The 15,372-nt window shown below is 34.7% G+C and carries 16 protein-coding genes; 7 read left to right on the forward strand and 9 right to left on the reverse strand.

What is annotated here, in order from left to right; translation table 11 throughout:
• Positions 1–71 precede the first annotated feature (71 nt).
• Complete coding sequence (locus tag MOK21_RS03560; protein WP_249072607.1) at positions 72–755, reverse strand: VOC family protein; 684 nt, start codon at positions 753–755, stop codon at positions 72–74.
• A gap of 85 nt (positions 756–840) precedes the next feature.
• Complete coding sequence (locus tag MOK21_RS03565; protein WP_249072608.1) at positions 841–1,179, reverse strand: cupin domain-containing protein; 339 nt, start codon at positions 1,177–1,179, stop codon at positions 841–843.
• A 95-nt stretch (positions 1,180–1,274) separates the two neighbouring features.
• On the opposite strand from MOK21_RS03565, the gene MOK21_RS03570 reads away from it, so the two are divergent.
• The 3 genes from MOK21_RS03570 (at position 1,275) to MOK21_RS03580 (ending at position 3,610) form a co-directional block, all read left to right on the forward strand.
• Positions 1,275–1,436, forward strand: a complete 162-nt coding sequence (locus tag MOK21_RS03570; RefSeq protein ID WP_249072609.1) for a hypothetical protein — start codon at positions 1,275–1,277, stop codon at positions 1,434–1,436.
• A 729-nt stretch (positions 1,437–2,165) separates the two neighbouring features.
• Complete coding sequence (locus MOK21_RS03575; protein ID WP_249072610.1) at positions 2,166–3,035, forward strand: cation diffusion facilitator family transporter; 870 nt, start codon at positions 2,166–2,168, stop codon at positions 3,033–3,035.
• A 152-nt stretch (positions 3,036–3,187) separates the two neighbouring features.
• A complete protein-coding gene (locus MOK21_RS03580; protein WP_249073026.1) occupies positions 3,188–3,610 on the forward strand; it encodes a GNAT family N-acetyltransferase in 423 nt (140 codons plus the stop codon).
• A gap of 89 nt (positions 3,611–3,699) precedes the next feature.
• On the opposite strand, the gene MOK21_RS03585 is transcribed toward MOK21_RS03580, so the two are convergent.
• Positions 3,700–4,206 (reverse strand): GNAT family N-acetyltransferase, encoded by a 507-nt coding sequence (locus tag MOK21_RS03585; RefSeq protein WP_374110114.1) that lies wholly within the window; start codon positions 4,204–4,206, stop codon positions 3,700–3,702.
• A gap of 246 nt (positions 4,207–4,452) precedes the next feature.
• Here MOK21_RS03585 and MOK21_RS03590 point away from each other — a divergent pair, with 246 nt between their 5' ends.
• The 4 genes from MOK21_RS03590 to MOK21_RS03605 all read left to right on the forward strand — a co-directional run bounded on the left by MOK21_RS03590 (position 4,453) and on the right by MOK21_RS03605 (position 7,558).
• Positions 4,453–5,487, forward strand: coding sequence for a YdcF family protein (locus MOK21_RS03590; RefSeq protein WP_249072612.1), 1,035 nt, complete (start codon positions 4,453–4,455; stop codon positions 5,485–5,487).
• A 314-nt stretch (positions 5,488–5,801) separates the two neighbouring features.
• Positions 5,802–6,326 (forward strand): SpoIIIAH-like family protein, encoded by a 525-nt coding sequence (locus MOK21_RS03595; protein WP_249072613.1) that lies wholly within the window; start codon positions 5,802–5,804, stop codon positions 6,324–6,326.
• A gap of 208 nt (positions 6,327–6,534) precedes the next feature.
• On the forward strand, positions 6,535–7,149 hold the full coding sequence (locus MOK21_RS03600; RefSeq protein WP_249072614.1) for an exosporium glycoprotein BclB-related protein: 615 nt from the start codon (positions 6,535–6,537) through the stop codon (positions 7,147–7,149).
• 256 nt (positions 7,150–7,405) lie between these two features.
• On the forward strand, positions 7,406–7,558 hold the full coding sequence (locus MOK21_RS03605; RefSeq protein WP_249072615.1) for a YjcZ family sporulation protein: 153 nt from the start codon (positions 7,406–7,408) through the stop codon (positions 7,556–7,558).
• Between the two features lie 274 nt (positions 7,559–7,832).
• On the opposite strand, the gene MOK21_RS03610 is transcribed toward MOK21_RS03605, so the two are convergent.
• The 6 genes from MOK21_RS03610 to MOK21_RS03635 all read right to left on the reverse strand — a co-directional run bounded on the left by MOK21_RS03610 (position 7,833) and on the right by MOK21_RS03635 (position 15,341).
• The gene (locus MOK21_RS03610; protein ID WP_249072616.1) at positions 7,833–9,212 is read right to left on the reverse strand and encodes an aminotransferase family protein; all 1,380 of its coding nucleotides are present in this window, start codon (positions 9,210–9,212) and stop codon (positions 7,833–7,835) included.
• A gap of 93 nt (positions 9,213–9,305) precedes the next feature.
• Positions 9,306–10,610, reverse strand: coding sequence for an APC family permease (locus MOK21_RS03615; protein ID WP_249072617.1), 1,305 nt, complete (start codon positions 10,608–10,610; stop codon positions 9,306–9,308).
• A gap of 407 nt (positions 10,611–11,017) precedes the next feature.
• Positions 11,018–11,830 (reverse strand): helix-turn-helix transcriptional regulator, encoded by an 813-nt coding sequence (locus MOK21_RS03620; protein ID WP_249072618.1) that lies wholly within the window; start codon positions 11,828–11,830, stop codon positions 11,018–11,020.
• 637 nt (positions 11,831–12,467) lie between these two features.
• Positions 12,468–13,961 (reverse strand): aldehyde dehydrogenase family protein, encoded by a 1,494-nt coding sequence (locus tag MOK21_RS03625; RefSeq protein WP_249072619.1) that lies wholly within the window; start codon positions 13,959–13,961, stop codon positions 12,468–12,470.
• A gap of 191 nt (positions 13,962–14,152) precedes the next feature.
• Entirely contained in the window at positions 14,153–14,539 is a 387-nt protein-coding gene (locus tag MOK21_RS03630) for a 5-carboxymethyl-2-hydroxymuconate Delta-isomerase (protein ID WP_249072620.1), read from the reverse strand.
• Between the two features lie 13 nt (positions 14,540–14,552).
• Positions 14,553–15,341, reverse strand: coding sequence for a fumarylacetoacetate hydrolase family protein (locus MOK21_RS03635; RefSeq protein ID WP_249072621.1), 789 nt, complete (start codon positions 15,339–15,341; stop codon positions 14,553–14,555).
• Positions 15,342–15,372: the final 31 nt, after the last annotated feature.

Genomic DNA, 15,372 nt, shown 5'->3' on the forward strand with positions numbered 1-15,372 from the left:
ATTGGGATTTTGAGCAGTTTTTCTCCCGCTTAATGAAAATTAAAAGGAGATTTAAAGTTCTGATGGTGTTTTTAAAGCTTTGAAATGGTAAAATCACCATCTTCGGTCATGCATAGTTGTAAGTTTTTATTGATTTCTATCTCAATAGGGCTAACAATTGCTTTTTTGTTAGAAAAATACCAAACACGTTCACTTGGTCCTAAAAGTAAATTTGCGCCATCTTCATAATTCCCCATAAACGTGAGAGCATTCGAACGAATTTCGTTATGATTCATTGGCATTATACCGTATTCTTTTAAACTATCGGCTACTGAATAAATAGCATCCGTCGTTAAATTCATTTCGGCAATATTTAATACATACTCGGGTGAAAAAGACTCTACATCCTGTTTTGGATTTACTTCCTGTCTTGAAATGAGCTCAATAATATTCCCTTCAGGATCATAAAAATAACAAGAATGAGCCTTTAATGTATCAAAATATACTTCATCCTGTCCCTCTGAATATAATAATTCTGCATATTCTTTTACCCAGCTTTTCGCTTCATTAAATAAATTGCATGGAATATTTAACGCAAAATGATATTGTTTTTTAATCAAATACGGTATTTTTTCAAAAGTAATCATACTTTCGCCAACAGCTACATCAAAAAAATCATCCGTATTCTTTATTACTGCAAATCCTAAATGATCGCAGTAAAATTCCTTCATTTTATGTACATCATACACATACAGTTTCACCTTTGTAATCTTCATCGTAAAACATCCCCTTATCAATTGTTAGCATTTACTATACTTATTAAAATAAATACATGCCTCATGCAAAAGAATGAAAACGACTTTAAAGTTGGATACGATCTCCCCTGCTATTTGGTTGTGAAATGACCAAAAACTCTACCTCTTCCTCTGAATCATTACGCATCTGGTGCGCTTTAAGGGGCGGCACTTCAATTCCTTCATTCTTTTGCAACACAATTCGTTCTCCGTCGATATCGATAGTTGCTGTTCCAGATAATACAAAGAAAAATTGTTGTGCATGATGGTGATAATGGTTTGTCTCTACCGTTTTAGCTGGCATACGTTCATGAATAATACTGAGACCATCATTTTTCACTAAATGCCAGCCATCACATTGTTCTCCCCATATGTAATGTTCTGCATACTGTTTGCTAATTTTCAAAACTAATGTTCACCTTCTTTTCTCTTGATTCTCATCGATATTTACTTAATATTATAAATAAGTATAATACTTTCACGCAGCAAGGAGTGAGATCGTTGAATATCAAAAAACAATTGCTAGGCATTTCTCTCGGCTATATGCTGGGATTATTCATTGCATACATTTTTTTCGATTATTTTTCTTGGTCGTTTACTCTAGGCTCTTTTCTAGGTATTTGTTTATTTGCTCTAATTTTAAAGTTCTTAAAAGCGGGATAAATTCCCTGCTAGTAATAGGAATTTAATAATTTCCAAACTTGTTTGCACGCATAATTTCATACATCATAAACTGATCAACAGTCCAAAGGTAGTCCATTGATAGGTGCATTCTGTGCTTCATCTTTCGTCCTTAGTTGATATGCATGAAAAGGAATGCTCCTTTTAAAACTAGCCCTTCATCCGTACGGTTCATTAACCATCTTACTTTTCATTTACCGCCTGCTCGTACTGCGTTGCACAAAGTGCACACCATATATATTGCTGTTCGATATTGGTTCTAGTAATTTGAACATAGTTCACTTTACCATCTGCCTTATTTTATTATATCGGAGGTAGAAAATGGATAGCAATCCCTTTCCCTTTTTCATTCACTATCACTAAACTTTCAAACAAAAAAAAATGAACTGGAATTGAATTTTATTTAAGTAGAAATGAACTTTATCGCCTCAACACATAATATAGTCATTATCTTCTCTTCCTTTATTCGCATACGGTATTACAGCATAATTGTGTCCGGAGGTTTTAACGTCTTTCAGCGGTGTTTCCGACACCTGCTGAAAGACGTTATAAAATGCTTTTTAGTTGTCTAAATTTTTGTTATAAACGTTTCCTTCAACCAACTTTTTTGCCCACCAGTTATTTAATCGGAATTAGGAAAAAACGTTGCTATAGACCCACTCAAAGTTTACTTGTTATCATAGGTCTATATATATCAGGAGGTGATTTCAGGTGCATTCATCAAAAATTGCTTTTTTATCTGTTATAAGTAATTTTACTGTTGTCCTATTAAAAATTATCGTTGGATTGTTCACTGGATCAGTTGCCATTTTATCGGAGGCAATCCATTCTCTTCTAGACCTACTTGCCTCTTTTATTGCCTTTCTCTCCGTACGAATTTCCAGTCGACCAGCTGATAAAGAACATCCTTATGGACATGGTAAAGTTGAAAATATTTCAGGGACCATTGAAACATTGTTAATTTTTGTTGCTGGGATTTGGATTATTTATGAATGTATTCATAAAATTATCACCCCTACTCCAATCAAACTCCCAGTCCTAGGAATACTAGTTATGTTATTTGGCGCCTTGATTAATTTTTTTGTATCACGGATTGTTTATAGAACTGCAAAGAATACCAACTCTGTTGCCATGAAATCAAACGCATTGCATTTACTTACAGATGTCTATACATCATTGGGCGTTGCTTTGAGTTTATTGATTGTCCATTTAACGGGCTGGTATATTTTAGACCCAATCATCGGTATTATATTAGCATGCTATATTATGACAGAAGCTTTCAAACTGATGAAAGAAACATTTCCTCCATTAATGGATGCACGATTATCGACGGAAGAGGAAGAACAAATTATTCAAATTATTGAATCATTTAAAGATGAATACATTGAGTATCACGATTTTCGAACTAGACGTTCTGGGGCGGAAGAATACATCGATTTCCATTTAGTCGTAGCATCCAATGAAAGCATTGAAACCGTTCATGATTTATGTGATCGTATTGAAGAACAAATTAATAGCATCTTTTCTCAAGCTAATATTCTTATTCACTTAGAACCAGAGAATGAAAAAATAAATGAATGATTTACAAATGACCAGGTCTATTTCACAGTACCTGGTCATTTGTTTGATCCGCTGAAAATATTACACTTATGCTAAAATAAGGATGTTGCATTGGTTCAGTCATATGGTTTGAAAATAACATCAACCGCGATAAAAGAGGAGGGGAAAAATTTATACAATACAACATTTCACAAGAGCAAAATGATCGTAAAAAATCTTTCATTAATAACAAGCTTTACGAATACAATTTGAAACATTTTCCAAAGTATTTAAGAGGCCGATATCAAGAGATCAACCTTTACCTTACAGATGAAAATGATCAAATCTGTGGTGGTATATTGGGGGAAATTTGTTGGAATTGGTTAGAAATACATACCCTTATGATTGATGAGGATATTCGTGGTTTAGGCTATGGCTCTAAATTATTATTAGAAATCGAACAAATTGCTTTTAAAAACAAATGTGATTTCATTAAGGTAGATACTTTAAGTTTTCAAGCTTTAGATTTTTATCAACATCATGGCTATCAAGTCTACGGTACATTGGACAATGTTGGCAGGGATTATAAGCATTACTATTTAAAAAAGAATCTTTGATAATCCTTATACTCTGTATTAAAAAGTTGCAATGGTAATCACTTAGTCTTCATTAGTTTTACAATTGCAACTTATCCTTTTTCAAAATATTATTTATTAAATTTCTGATAGTGTAGTGAATATATTTGGTGAATTTTATTAAAAATAAACGACTCCTTTTCCTTCATAAAACCATTTTTTTCAGCAACACGAATGGACGGTCCATTTTTAGGATCAATAATACTTATAAATTTTTCTTGTCCTAACTGCGTAAATCCATATTCCACACAACCTTTAGCTGCTTCAGTTGCATATCCTTTAGACCAATATTTTTTATGAATATGGTAGCCCACCTCAACTTCAGTTTTCCCATCAACTATTTGTTTAACGAGACCACAATCTCCAATTAACTCTTTCGATTCTTTTAAACAGACAGCCCATAAACCGTAACCATCTTCTCGATATCTTTGTTTATTTTTCTCAATCCAATTTTTAGTTTGTTCTAAATTAAATGGTGACGGATAATATTTCATGGTTTCAGCATCTGAAAAAATTGTGTAAAGAACAGAAATATCCTCATCTTTTAATTCTCGTAATTCTAATCTTGCTGTTTCCATAATTATCAATATAGTTACCTCCTTGAATATGTGAATTGTTTTTCCTTATTTTAAGTTTAGAATAATTTGCTCCAGACTTGCCAAAAAAAGTAAATTTCGTCTAATCTGTATGTGTAAATAACAATATTTTTTAAGGTTTATGTAAGGATTACGTAAAAAGGATGTAATTTCAAAAATCTATGCTAATATATAGTAGTTTAAAAATAAATCGATCAATAAAATATATAGATGATGTGTAGGGTTTTTATGTATTTTGGGATTATTCCGCTTATCCTATTTTTTATTTTTCTGTATTCTTACTTGAAAGATCCCAGAAAAATAGTAAATGGCTTTTTATTTAATATTTTTTTCTGCTCATTCCTTTTATTTTGTACGTTTGTTTCTTTAGCATCTGAAAACAATATTATACAGCTTTTAGTTATTATTCCTTTAATAGCACTTTTCTTTATAATACCTTTTGGAATTGTAGCTTTAATGTTCGGCCTATTTCTTAATGCAAGAATTTTAATGAAAAGAGAAGGAAGACGCTTAGCAAATTCCTTAACTTTAATTGTAGCTATTATTATTTTATTATTTTTTATCATGCCTATTATTAGTCCATCCAGTTTGTTATCTAGTATATTTCAACCTATTTTTGGTGGAATATCGCTTATTATTTTTTATTTCTTGATTCATTTATCAAACTTTCTATCTGCTTATTTCCTCTATCAGTTTAATAAACCAAAATATAACCAAGACTTTATCATCGTACTAGGCAGTGGTTTAATTAACGATAAAGTACCACCACTTCTTGCAAGTAGAATTAATAAAGCTATTGATTTTTATCAGAAACAAGCAGCGGTTACCACACCACCAACAATCATTTTCTCAGGAGGGCAGGGTCACGATGAAAATTTGCCCGAAGCGGAAGCGATGCAAAAATACGCTGTGGAAAAAGGCATTCCTCTTGAGCATACTGTGCAAGAAAATCGTTCTGTAAACACCTATCAAAATATGTTATTTTCGAAACAAATTATGGATACATTAAAACCAGATGGCAAATACAACAGCATCTTTACAACGAATAATTTCCATCTTTTCCGTGCTGGTCTATACGCTAGACAAGCTGGCCTGAATAGCCAGGGTATCGGCTCAAAAACAGCCTTTTATTATTGGCCCAACGCAATGATTCGTGAATATGTTGCAATTGTTGTAATGGGACGGAAAAGACATATGAAAGTTGTTGGGATAATTCTCGGAATGTCTCTACTCCTTTCTATATTCGGCTTATTATTCTTATAGTTACATGAAAAAAATAATCAACACAAGGGTACTGAATCATAAATATTTAGTACCCTTTTATTAGTCGTTGACCGTAGATATTTCTCCCCTGTAGCCAAACATGACATGTAACAATATACTCGTTCATGACACCCATTTTAAAAGCGAATGCAAAACTTATTTTCGATAATTTAAAGCGGCTTCGCCAAATCGGGCAGAAAAATAAGTTGTTTTCGTTTAACTGTCAGCATAATTATAAATAAATTTCTCATAAAACAGACATTGAAAAATTGCATAGTGGTGTTTAACCAAATATATTGAGGGAGGGACAGTGAATGCAACTAAAAAGTAAATCGTCTTGGTTACTTGCATTATTAACTATAGTAGCAGTTATTTCAATGTATTATTTGATGGTTCCACCAAAACAATCACAACCGGAGATCGCCTTAAAAGAAGATACAGATCAAAAAGCAACAATACAGAGTGTAACAAGGGAAGTTTCTTCTCCAAGCCTTTTATTTGAAGAAACGCGCCTTCAAGTTAGTAACAAGAGAAACCAACTTCGCCAAAAGTTAACGCAAAAAATAACGTCAGAAGAATATTTTGTTGAAGAAAAAAATAAGGCCTCTATTGAGCTTGATACGCTCAATAAAGAAGAATCTACGGAAGCATTACTTGAGATGGACATTAAATCATTAGGTTTTCCCGATGCTTTAGTACGAATTGAAGGCCAAGAAGTTTCTGTAACAGTGATGGCAAACGAACTATCAAAATATCAAGCAAATGAAATGATCTATCTAATAAAAAAAGAGTGCGAGGATGCAAATGTGCAGGTTAAATTCGGCGCTAATAATTATTAATAGCAAGTAAAAATTAACAATATAATTCATAAAAATTAAAGCTTAAAGTAACATGCTTTTAAGTAAGGTGAAAATCACCTATAGAAATACCTTGTACACCTGGTTCGGTGTACACTGCCCAGCCTAAAAGATGCAGTTCTTTATAAAGTTAAAAGCCCTTCTCACTCACTTTCTTGGACATATCATAGCCATGAAAGGAGAAAAATTTATGTGCACAACTAATGATAATTTTAATTGTATATCAAAAAGAAACGAATGTATTAATGTTAAACCATTTGTAGCCAAAGATATAAATTGTATAAGTACGGAACCTGAAAATAGTGGCGGTTCGATAATTCCCTTTTTCTCTGGAAATACACAAACTGTAGTTGAAAATATACTAGGCAATAATCTTGCTAGTCTTATAGGGTTTGGTACTGCTGTAGACCTTGTACCTATTGCCAATAATACAATTAATTTAACGGGAATTTTAAGTGAGGCCTTCAACGTCCCACGTGACGGGAATATTACTGCTATTTCAGCCTCGTATACTGCATTGGCGGGACAGATAGAATCAGGATTTGTGACAATCCGTGCTCAAATTTTTCAGGCACCTGTAGGAAGTAATACTTTTACTGGTACAAGTGCCAGCGTTGATTTAGTCCCATCTGTTACAGCACCTATACCCACTGGCCTTTTAGTATTTGCATCGGCTACTATCTCACCAGTACCTGTAGCTGCAGGTGATCGTTTATTAATGGTATTTTATATTTCATCGTTACAAGCAGAAACTGCAGTTGACTTAGTTATCGGTACTGCAAGTGCAGGAATTAATATTGTTTAAACAAGCTTGTATTACTAGACCATTCAATTTTACAGAATGGTCTTTTTTACTTAACGCTGTCCAATATTTCGAATTATACGGGACATTTTCTATGTTTTTTGTGCGAAAGCGTAACGACAACACCAGATGTCTTTTGTGCATTTTTACCGTTCCCGCTGACTTGATTAATTTTTAATGCCTATTAGTGAATGGATAAATACCCCACTTCTTCTCTACAGCTAACATATTATATATTGTAGAAAGGAGGGATTTCTTTATGGGATACTATGGAAACAACTGTTATTCCTATGGCTGTGGCTGTTACGGTGGCTATAGCCGTGGCTCTGGTTCAGGATTTGCGCTAATTGTAGTTCTATTCATTCTTCTAATTATAATCGGCGCTACTTTTGTAAATGGAGAAAACTGTTAGTATATCATTATAAATCTACTAGCCATCCGAACATCTCTTATGATAAAGGGTCTCTCTCAGCTAGTGACCCTTTGTCGTTTCTTTTCTTATTTACCTAAAAAATGCAAAAAAATTAGGACACAGCAAAACTTCCGTAACAGAAGATTGCTATGCCCAGAGTAAATGGCTAGAGATACTTTAGACACCTTTGATGCATGTGCTCAAAATTTTTAGATGTCATTTGAATATAAATTTCAAACGGGTGGCCAACATGCACTTCTCATCAACCATTAAATTAAATTTGTTTTTCGAATCTTTTAAGAGCCTCAGACATTCTGTTAATAATCTCTTCAACCTGTTGGCTTGTAATAATAAGCGGTGGAGCAAGCGCAACCGTATTTGTTCCCTTCCAATCGAAGTAACGCAATTGCAGCCCTAAATCCATACATATATCTGTATACAGAGCTGCAGCATGTACCGTCGGATCAAATGAGATGCCGTTTTCAGGATCTCTAACTAGCTCAATACCTGCAAGTAGACCAAGACCTCTTACATTCGATATATATTTATGATTGCTTTCGAGATATTGAAGTCCTTTTAATAATTCTTCACCGCGAAGTCTACTATTCTCAACAATTTGATCTCTTTCTAATATTTCAAGTGTCTTCAAGCCAACCGCGCAAGCCATTGGATGTCCACTATATGTGAATCCATGGAACATCATTTCATCTGATTGAATAAATGCTTCTCTTACATGCTCTCTCATAATTACGGCACCTAGGTGGGCATAACCACTTGAGATACCTTTTGCAACACATAGAAGGTCCGGAACAATGTTCCAATTATCAACACCAAAAGTCTTTCCGGTTCTTCCAAACCCACAAATCACCTCATCTGCAATAAGCAAAATGTTGTGTTCGTCGCAAAGTTTGCGAACAGCTTGAAGGTATCCATCAGGAGGGAACCTTACCCCGCCCGCGCCTTGGATTGGCTCCAGAATGACAGCTGCTATGGTGTCAGATCCTTCTGATTCAATTATCCCGCGAATAGAACGCGAGTAATTTGGATCACTTTTGTCACCGAGTTCTGCATTCAAAGCATGCGCCGCAGCTGTAAGGAAGTTCGGAGCATTAGAAGTCGTAAATTGGTTGAATCCCTCGATTCCGGTAGCACTTGTGGCTCCTACTGTAACCCCATGGAATGATTGTTCGAGAGAAATAATTTTTGTTTTCTCTGGTTGACCTTTTACTTTCCAATAAAAACGGGCTAGTTTAAAAGCCGTATCATTAGATTCCGAGCCTCCAGATGTGAAGAAACAAACATTCAAATCACCAGGTGCTAATGAGGCCACTTTCTGTGCTAAAAGGATAGCGGGCTCATTGGATTGTCCGCTGAATGAAGAGCTGTAAGAAAGTTTTAACATCTGCTGTTTTGCTACCTCAGCAAGTTCTTCATTGCCATAGCCAAGGTTAACATTCCAAAGCATCGAAACCCCATCAATACGCTCTTTCCCCTCTATGTCTTTCAGATAAATGCCTTTGCCTTCTGTAAAAATTGTAGAAGGCCCTGATAAATAATGTGCTCTTGGTGGTGTGGTTGGATGCAAATAATGTTTTTTATCCAGTTCTGATAATTCCATTTTACTTAGGTTATACCGATTTGTAACGAGTTGCATATTTTATTCCTCCCTTTAATAATTAAGTATCGATTTATGAAGTTACCCTTTTACGCTCTAACAGGCTCTCCATCTGTTATAGAGATAATTTTTTTAACTAATATTCTGCCCTTCTATATCTGTTAAGAGTTTTTTGGGTTCTTTTGAATACATGGATCGAATTGCTAAATAACAAACACCAATTCCCATCCAAGCAAATCCAACTATTTTTCCGGTTGTTGAAAGCCCCCATAAGATATAAAGACAAATTAACATCCCAATTAATGGAATAATTAAATGTTTAACGATATTTTTTTGTTTGTTTTTTAAATAATAATGATTAATTACACAAATATTCACGAAAGCAAATCCTAATAATCCACCAAATGCAACTAAGTCGGATACCATTTGCAGATTCAAAGATATCGCACCCATAATTCCGATTATTGACATTAACAAAATATTATTAATCGGTGTTTTATACTTTGGATGGATATAGCTAAAAAATTTTTGAGGGATGACATTGTCACGCCCCATCCCCAAGAGCAGACGACTAGAAGCTGATTGGCTCGCTAAGGCACTTGCAATTCCAGATGCGATAATCGTAAGTGTAATATAAGTCTGGAGAAACCCGCCCCCTATAGTCTCTAACACATTGAAGAAAGCTGTATCTGGATTATCAATAGCTAAATAGTTTCCTATAAGAATCACTGCTAAATAAGTGACGGAAATATAAAATACTGTTTGAATGATACAGGTAAACAAAATGGCCAAACCAATTTTATTGCCCCCTACGTTCGTCTCTTCAGCCAAGGTCGTAATAGCATCAAAACCTAGGTAAGCGACAATAACAATAGCTGCCCCGCCAATAACTGCTCCTATTGAAAATGAATCGCCACTATAAATTGCGGTATAGTTTATTAACGTTAAATCACCCGTTATAATATAGTGACTTGCGCTGAAAACGAAGGCAATCACCGCGATAATCATGAGGAACACTAAGACTAAATTCAACTTAGCTGCTATATCAATTCCAATTATATTTACAATCGTGATTGGGATCGCGAAAATGAGAACCCAACCCCATACCGGAATGCTTGGTACAAGGGCGTTTGCAAAACTTGCACTGATCAAAAAAGTTAGCATGGGTATCAACAGATAATCAAGGAGCATTCCCCATCCAGCTATAAATCCTATTTTAGGGTGTAGCGCTTGATGGGCGTAGGTATAGGTTGAGCCCGCAACTGGGAAAGCTTCAACCATTTTACCGAAACTGTACGCCGTAAATAACATTGCAACAAAACCAAGAACATATGAGAGGACAGAATGGCCCTGAGATACCAATGTAATAATTCCAAACATTGACATCGCTGCAACTGGTGCCATAAAGCCAAGACCAAAAATAACTAAATCTCGCATTTTTAAACTTCTTTTTAGACTTTGTCCATCTGATAAAATTTGAATGTTCTCTATCGATTTTTGCGTTTCTATAATCCCTACCCCCGTTGGCGTTATTATCATTTTGTTATTTAGACAAAGCTGACACGACCTCAACCCAATTACCATTAATAAACAGTTTGTATTTCGCCATTCATCTGACTCCCTTCTTTTGTTTTTTGGTGGTCGCCAATTTCCCCTTGAACTGTAGTAGGAAAAATAAGCATTCTTTATATTGATTCCAGATTATCAGATTAAGATAATTTGATATTGTAAAAATCGGAACATTCTAAATATTCATTCGCAAATTCTTCAAATATGCGCATGCCGGGCGCACTTAAAAAAGCAATTACTTAAATAAGTAATTGCTTTAGCTATACAAACATTATTTAGTTTGTTTTCAGACAACCGTTTTGCCCAGTTAATTGATAAGGTGTCATACATCCAAAATTCCGAAACTCATGAATCAAATGAGCTTGGTCATAATAACCGTTCTCATAAATAACATCGTTTAACGTAAAGTGGGTTGTCCTCAGAATCATATTTAATGATGATTGAAATCTTACTATTTGGCTAAATAATTTTGGGGAAATTCCAATATGGTCTTCAAATTGTTTTCTTAAATATCTAGTTGAAAATCCTACTTCTTCTGCAAGTTGAGCTATGGTAATCTTACCTTTTGTCGCGTATATATTATATAATGCTTGTTTTATTGTTTTTGTTGATTTATCAATCTCAAAAATATGACTTCCTAATGTTTCAATGAATATTTGGACTCTCTCCATAAAACTTCCGTCAGTTACTACCCTTTCTAAGATATTCGTATTGACAGGAAGCATTTCATTTAAGCAAACTTCTGTATCCGTAAGGTCTTTAATTCCTATTTTCTTAATATTTAGGCATGGCAGAAAACGAATACCAAAGTATGTACTGTTGGGGAGAAGGTTAATCTCTCTACTTTTAGTAACGCTTCCACAAATATTACCGTAATGCTGATCACAATTAATGAGAATATCAATACATCCATCTGGAATAACAGAAATTTGACTACTTACCTCGCCCATTTTAAATTGGTAGAAAAGAATAGATGGTTGATTTGGTTGTATTCTAACTTTTTGTTCCGTATAGTAATCTGTCTGAAATTCGAAGTCAGGCTGAGACGGCAAGTAACTAATTATTTTCGAATTTAAAGGATTAATCAACTTTATACCCCCTATAACGCAAATTAGTAAGCGCTTACAAACTGATGCTTAATACGCAATTATTCCCTCGGTTAATTGAAAAACAGCTACATCAACGGTTTACTACTTTTCTACATTTCACATAAAATAGCTACATTCATTTTAAGAAGTAGCTATTCTTCATTTAGAAAGACCTTGCCAGAAGATTTTCCAAATCAAATTTCTTCTTTTGGATTACCTGATTCATAGCTTAAAGAAAAATCTATTATTTATGTCAGTTAAAGAAGTACTATCGTATTCTTTTTCTATCAATTGAACCAAAGCACTTTTCCACCTCTCGACGAACTTTCGTAAAATAAGTGTAATAAAAAAAGAAAAATTAATCAATGTGATTTCCAGAAGATTCAGTTAATTATTCACCTCCCCTCAATAGTACTAATTTGATGAAGATGTGGATTTCATAATTGTAGATTGAAAAAAGATAACTCACTATTTATCCCAGAACAATTGAACAATATTTATAAACATTATCGATAACTAAATGAAAAACCTGTATCCCTTTTCAACTCAAGGTTACAGGCCTTTCTAACAACAGGTTTTTAACAATTTAATACTTTATGGAGAAATAGCTTCAAATCTATTGAATGTCGCTGCAATCCTAAAACGGATAATCTAATTTACTTTCCTGTACAGATACCCATTTCGCAACAGTGAACTCATCAACAATCCATTCATAGCCAAAACGCCCAATTCCACTTTGTTTCACTCCACCAAATGGAACGTTTCCTTCTAGGACTGCAGGCATATCATTTATATGTGTTGTACCAGATTCGATCTCAAGGGCTAGTCTTTCCCCTCTTTCTAAGTCACTAGTTATAATGGAAGAGGATAATCCATATTCCGTGTCATTAGCAAAACGAATGGCCTCTTCATCACTTTCAGCCGGAATAATTTGTGCAACAGGACCGAAAATTTCACAAGATGCAAGACTAGAATCATTTGGTACATCCACAAATACAAATGGAGAAATAACATTCCCTGTACGTTCACCTTCTACGGCAACTTTTAATCCACTTTCCTTTGCCTTATTAACTAAATCCATGATTTTATCAGCTTGTTTTTTATTGATAACAGGTCCAATAATTGTGTTAGGATCCTTGGGGTCCCCTACGGTTAATCCCTTAACTTTTTCTACGTATCTAGCAACAAATTCATCGTAAATTTCTTTATTAACAATAATTCGGTTTGTAATCGCACAAATTTGACCACTATGCAAAAATTTCCCGAAGATGGCGATTTTCACTGCTTGTTCAACGTCGGCATCTCCTAAAACTACTAAAGGATTATTGCCTCCAAGTTCTAATGCCATTTGTTTTAATGTTCCGCCTGTTACCTTATTTATATGTTTGCCTACTGCCGTAGATCCTGTAAAACTGATAAACGAAGAATTCTTATTTAACAGGAATTCATCTCCTGATTCTTGAAGATCGGTTAAAATTGAATTAAACACTCCAGCAGGAAGTCCCGCTTCCTCGAAAGCCTTTGCAAAAACTTGCCCACCAACTATGCCAACTTGGATATCTGGTTTATGAACAACACTGTTCCCAAGAGCAATGGCAGGGAAAATCGTTCTTGTTGCCATGTTAAACGGAAAGTTAAAAGGTGTGATGGACGTAATAACACCTAAAGGTAATCGATATACATGGCTAACCTTCCCTGGTGTAGTAGATGCATAATTTTTGGGTGTATATATTTCATCAACCATATTAATAGCATCTTTTATGTCACTAACCCCAAAGCCAAACTCAATATGAGCTTTAAGTAGTGTTCCACCTGTTTCTCGTGTAATTAATTCCAAAATATGCTCTTTATTTCTTTCTAAATAGTCTAAAGCTTTCGTTAAAACTTCTCTTCTTTGTTCTGGAGTAGATTTAGCCCATTCCTTTTGTGCAGCTTTTGCTTGGTGATAAGCGTCTTTTATTTGCTCAACATTCGCTAATTCTACAGAAGTAATAGTTGACTGATCATATGGATCCTTTATTGAATAAGTTCTTTTACTTCCACCCTCTACCCATTGACCTCCAATATAACTTTTGTTTATTTGACTTACCCATTCAATGCAGTTCACATCTAAAGCCTGACTCTTTGTCATTTAAAGTCCCCTTCCTGAAATGGAAATCTATCCTTAACGCGATGTAACCTAAATTGTAAGCAGTATTAAATGTTTTTTATTGTAAAAAGCGGAACTAACCGCTTCCTTATCAAGCCCATCAATAAAATTCAACACTCCGCCAAATGCTATACGAAGAAACATGACAAGAATATTAGGAAGTAAGGTACCTCTTACTTTTTAAACCGCTTATGAATATTGTTATACTTGTAAGTTCCTTCCTCACTGAATTCAATCAGTTCCATAGATAAAGCCAAATATCGCCTAGCAAATAGATCAGCAAAATGATCCTTGATTACTTCGAATAGTTCGTCACAAGTTTCTTTCTTATTTTCAGCCGATCTTCCCGCCCCAATTTTTAAAATAGCATGAACAAATGCATCATCTTCTGCTCCATCTGCTACTCGGTAATCTTGAAGTTCAACTGCTCTTGATCGAATTCCTCCAATCGGAAAAAGATGACTACGGCTAATCAATACATCATTCACTTTTTTAAGCAAATTCGGAATGTCTGCTTCTTCCTTTATGTTATCGGTATATTCAACAATAAAATGCGGCATGTTTTCATCCCTCTCACTTACTAAAAATGGCGTTATCACTTTCGGTTCTTAAAAACTGTTTTTCACTAATAATGGTATTTACTAGTCGCCCTACTCCTTCAATTTCAGTAATGACTTCATCTCCTTCCTTTGTATCAACTAATCCTTCAGGCGTACCAGTAAGGATAATGTCGTTTTTATTTAATGTCATAAAACTACTTAAATACTCAATTAATTGCGGAATACTAAAAATCATATCTTTCGTTGTGCCTTCCTGAGTAACTTTTCCATTTACATAAGTACGCAATGTAAGATTCATAGGATCTTCAATATCTTTTGCATCCACTAGCCATGGACCGATTGGTGTACAAGTATCTCTATTCTTTACTTTTAAGTTCGGACGATAATAGTTTTCTAAATAATCACGGATGGCATAGTCATTTGCAACGGTATATCCTGCTACATAATCATAAGCATTTTCTCGTTTAATATTAGTCCCAGAACGCCCAATGACAACTGCAAGTTCACACTCATAATGCATATTGGTAGCCTCAGCCGGTCGGTAAGTCTGACCTCGATGACCAATCAAAGTATTAGGACCTTTTAGAAAAACTAAAGGTTCTGTTGGTGCTTGAAAAGCAAGTTCCTTTGCATGATCTGCATAATTTAATCCTAAAGCAAAAATGGTTCTAGGTTGAACTGGCGGTAGCCAGATCACATCCTCCTCCGAAACAATTTGTCCATCTTCTAGTTTCAGGTGACCATCATTAGTTTCAATTGCGTGATGATGGACATCCTGAAATACTACACGTGCATGTTTCATAATAATCGCGCTCCTTTACAAAACAATGAGA

The sequence above is a fragment of the Lysinibacillus sp. BPa_S21 genome (genome assembly GCF_023337795.1).
GTDB lineage: Bacteria > Bacillota > Bacilli > Bacillales_A > Planococcaceae > Lysinibacillus.

Bases quoted from the DNA above. Each gene is read 5' to 3' on its own strand.
- MOK21_RS03615 (WP_249072617.1), bottom strand. From the start codon at position 10,610: ATGCGAGATTTAGTTATTTTTGGTCTTGGCTTTATGGCACCAGTTGCA.
- MOK21_RS03630 (WP_249072620.1), bottom strand. From the start codon at position 14,539: ATGCCGCATTTTATTGTTGAATATACCGATAACATAAAGGAAGAAGCA.
- MOK21_RS03625 (WP_249072619.1), bottom strand. From the start codon at position 13,961: ATGACAAAGAGTCAGGCTTTAGATGTGAACTGCATTGAATGGGTAAGT.
- MOK21_RS03595 (WP_249072613.1), top strand. From the start codon at position 5,802: ATGCAACTAAAAAGTAAATCGTCTTGGTTACTTGCATTATTAACTATA.
- MOK21_RS03585 (WP_374110114.1), bottom strand. From the start codon at position 4,206: ATGGAAACAGCAAGATTAGAATTACGAGAATTAAAAGATGAGGATATT.
- MOK21_RS03605 (WP_249072615.1), top strand. From the start codon at position 7,406: ATGGGATACTATGGAAACAACTGTTATTCCTATGGCTGTGGCTGTTAC.
- MOK21_RS03590 (WP_249072612.1), top strand. From the start codon at position 4,453: ATGTATTTTGGGATTATTCCGCTTATCCTATTTTTTATTTTTCTGTAT.
- MOK21_RS03610 (WP_249072616.1), bottom strand. From the start codon at position 9,212: ATGCAACTCGTTACAAATCGGTATAACCTAAGTAAAATGGAATTATCA.
- MOK21_RS03635 (WP_249072621.1), bottom strand. From the start codon at position 15,341: ATGAAACATGCACGTGTAGTATTTCAGGATGTCCATCATCACGCAATT.
- MOK21_RS03600 (WP_249072614.1), top strand. From the start codon at position 6,535: ATGTGCACAACTAATGATAATTTTAATTGTATATCAAAAAGAAACGAA.
- MOK21_RS03560 (WP_249072607.1), bottom strand. From the start codon at position 755: ATGAAGATTACAAAGGTGAAACTGTATGTGTATGATGTACATAAAATG.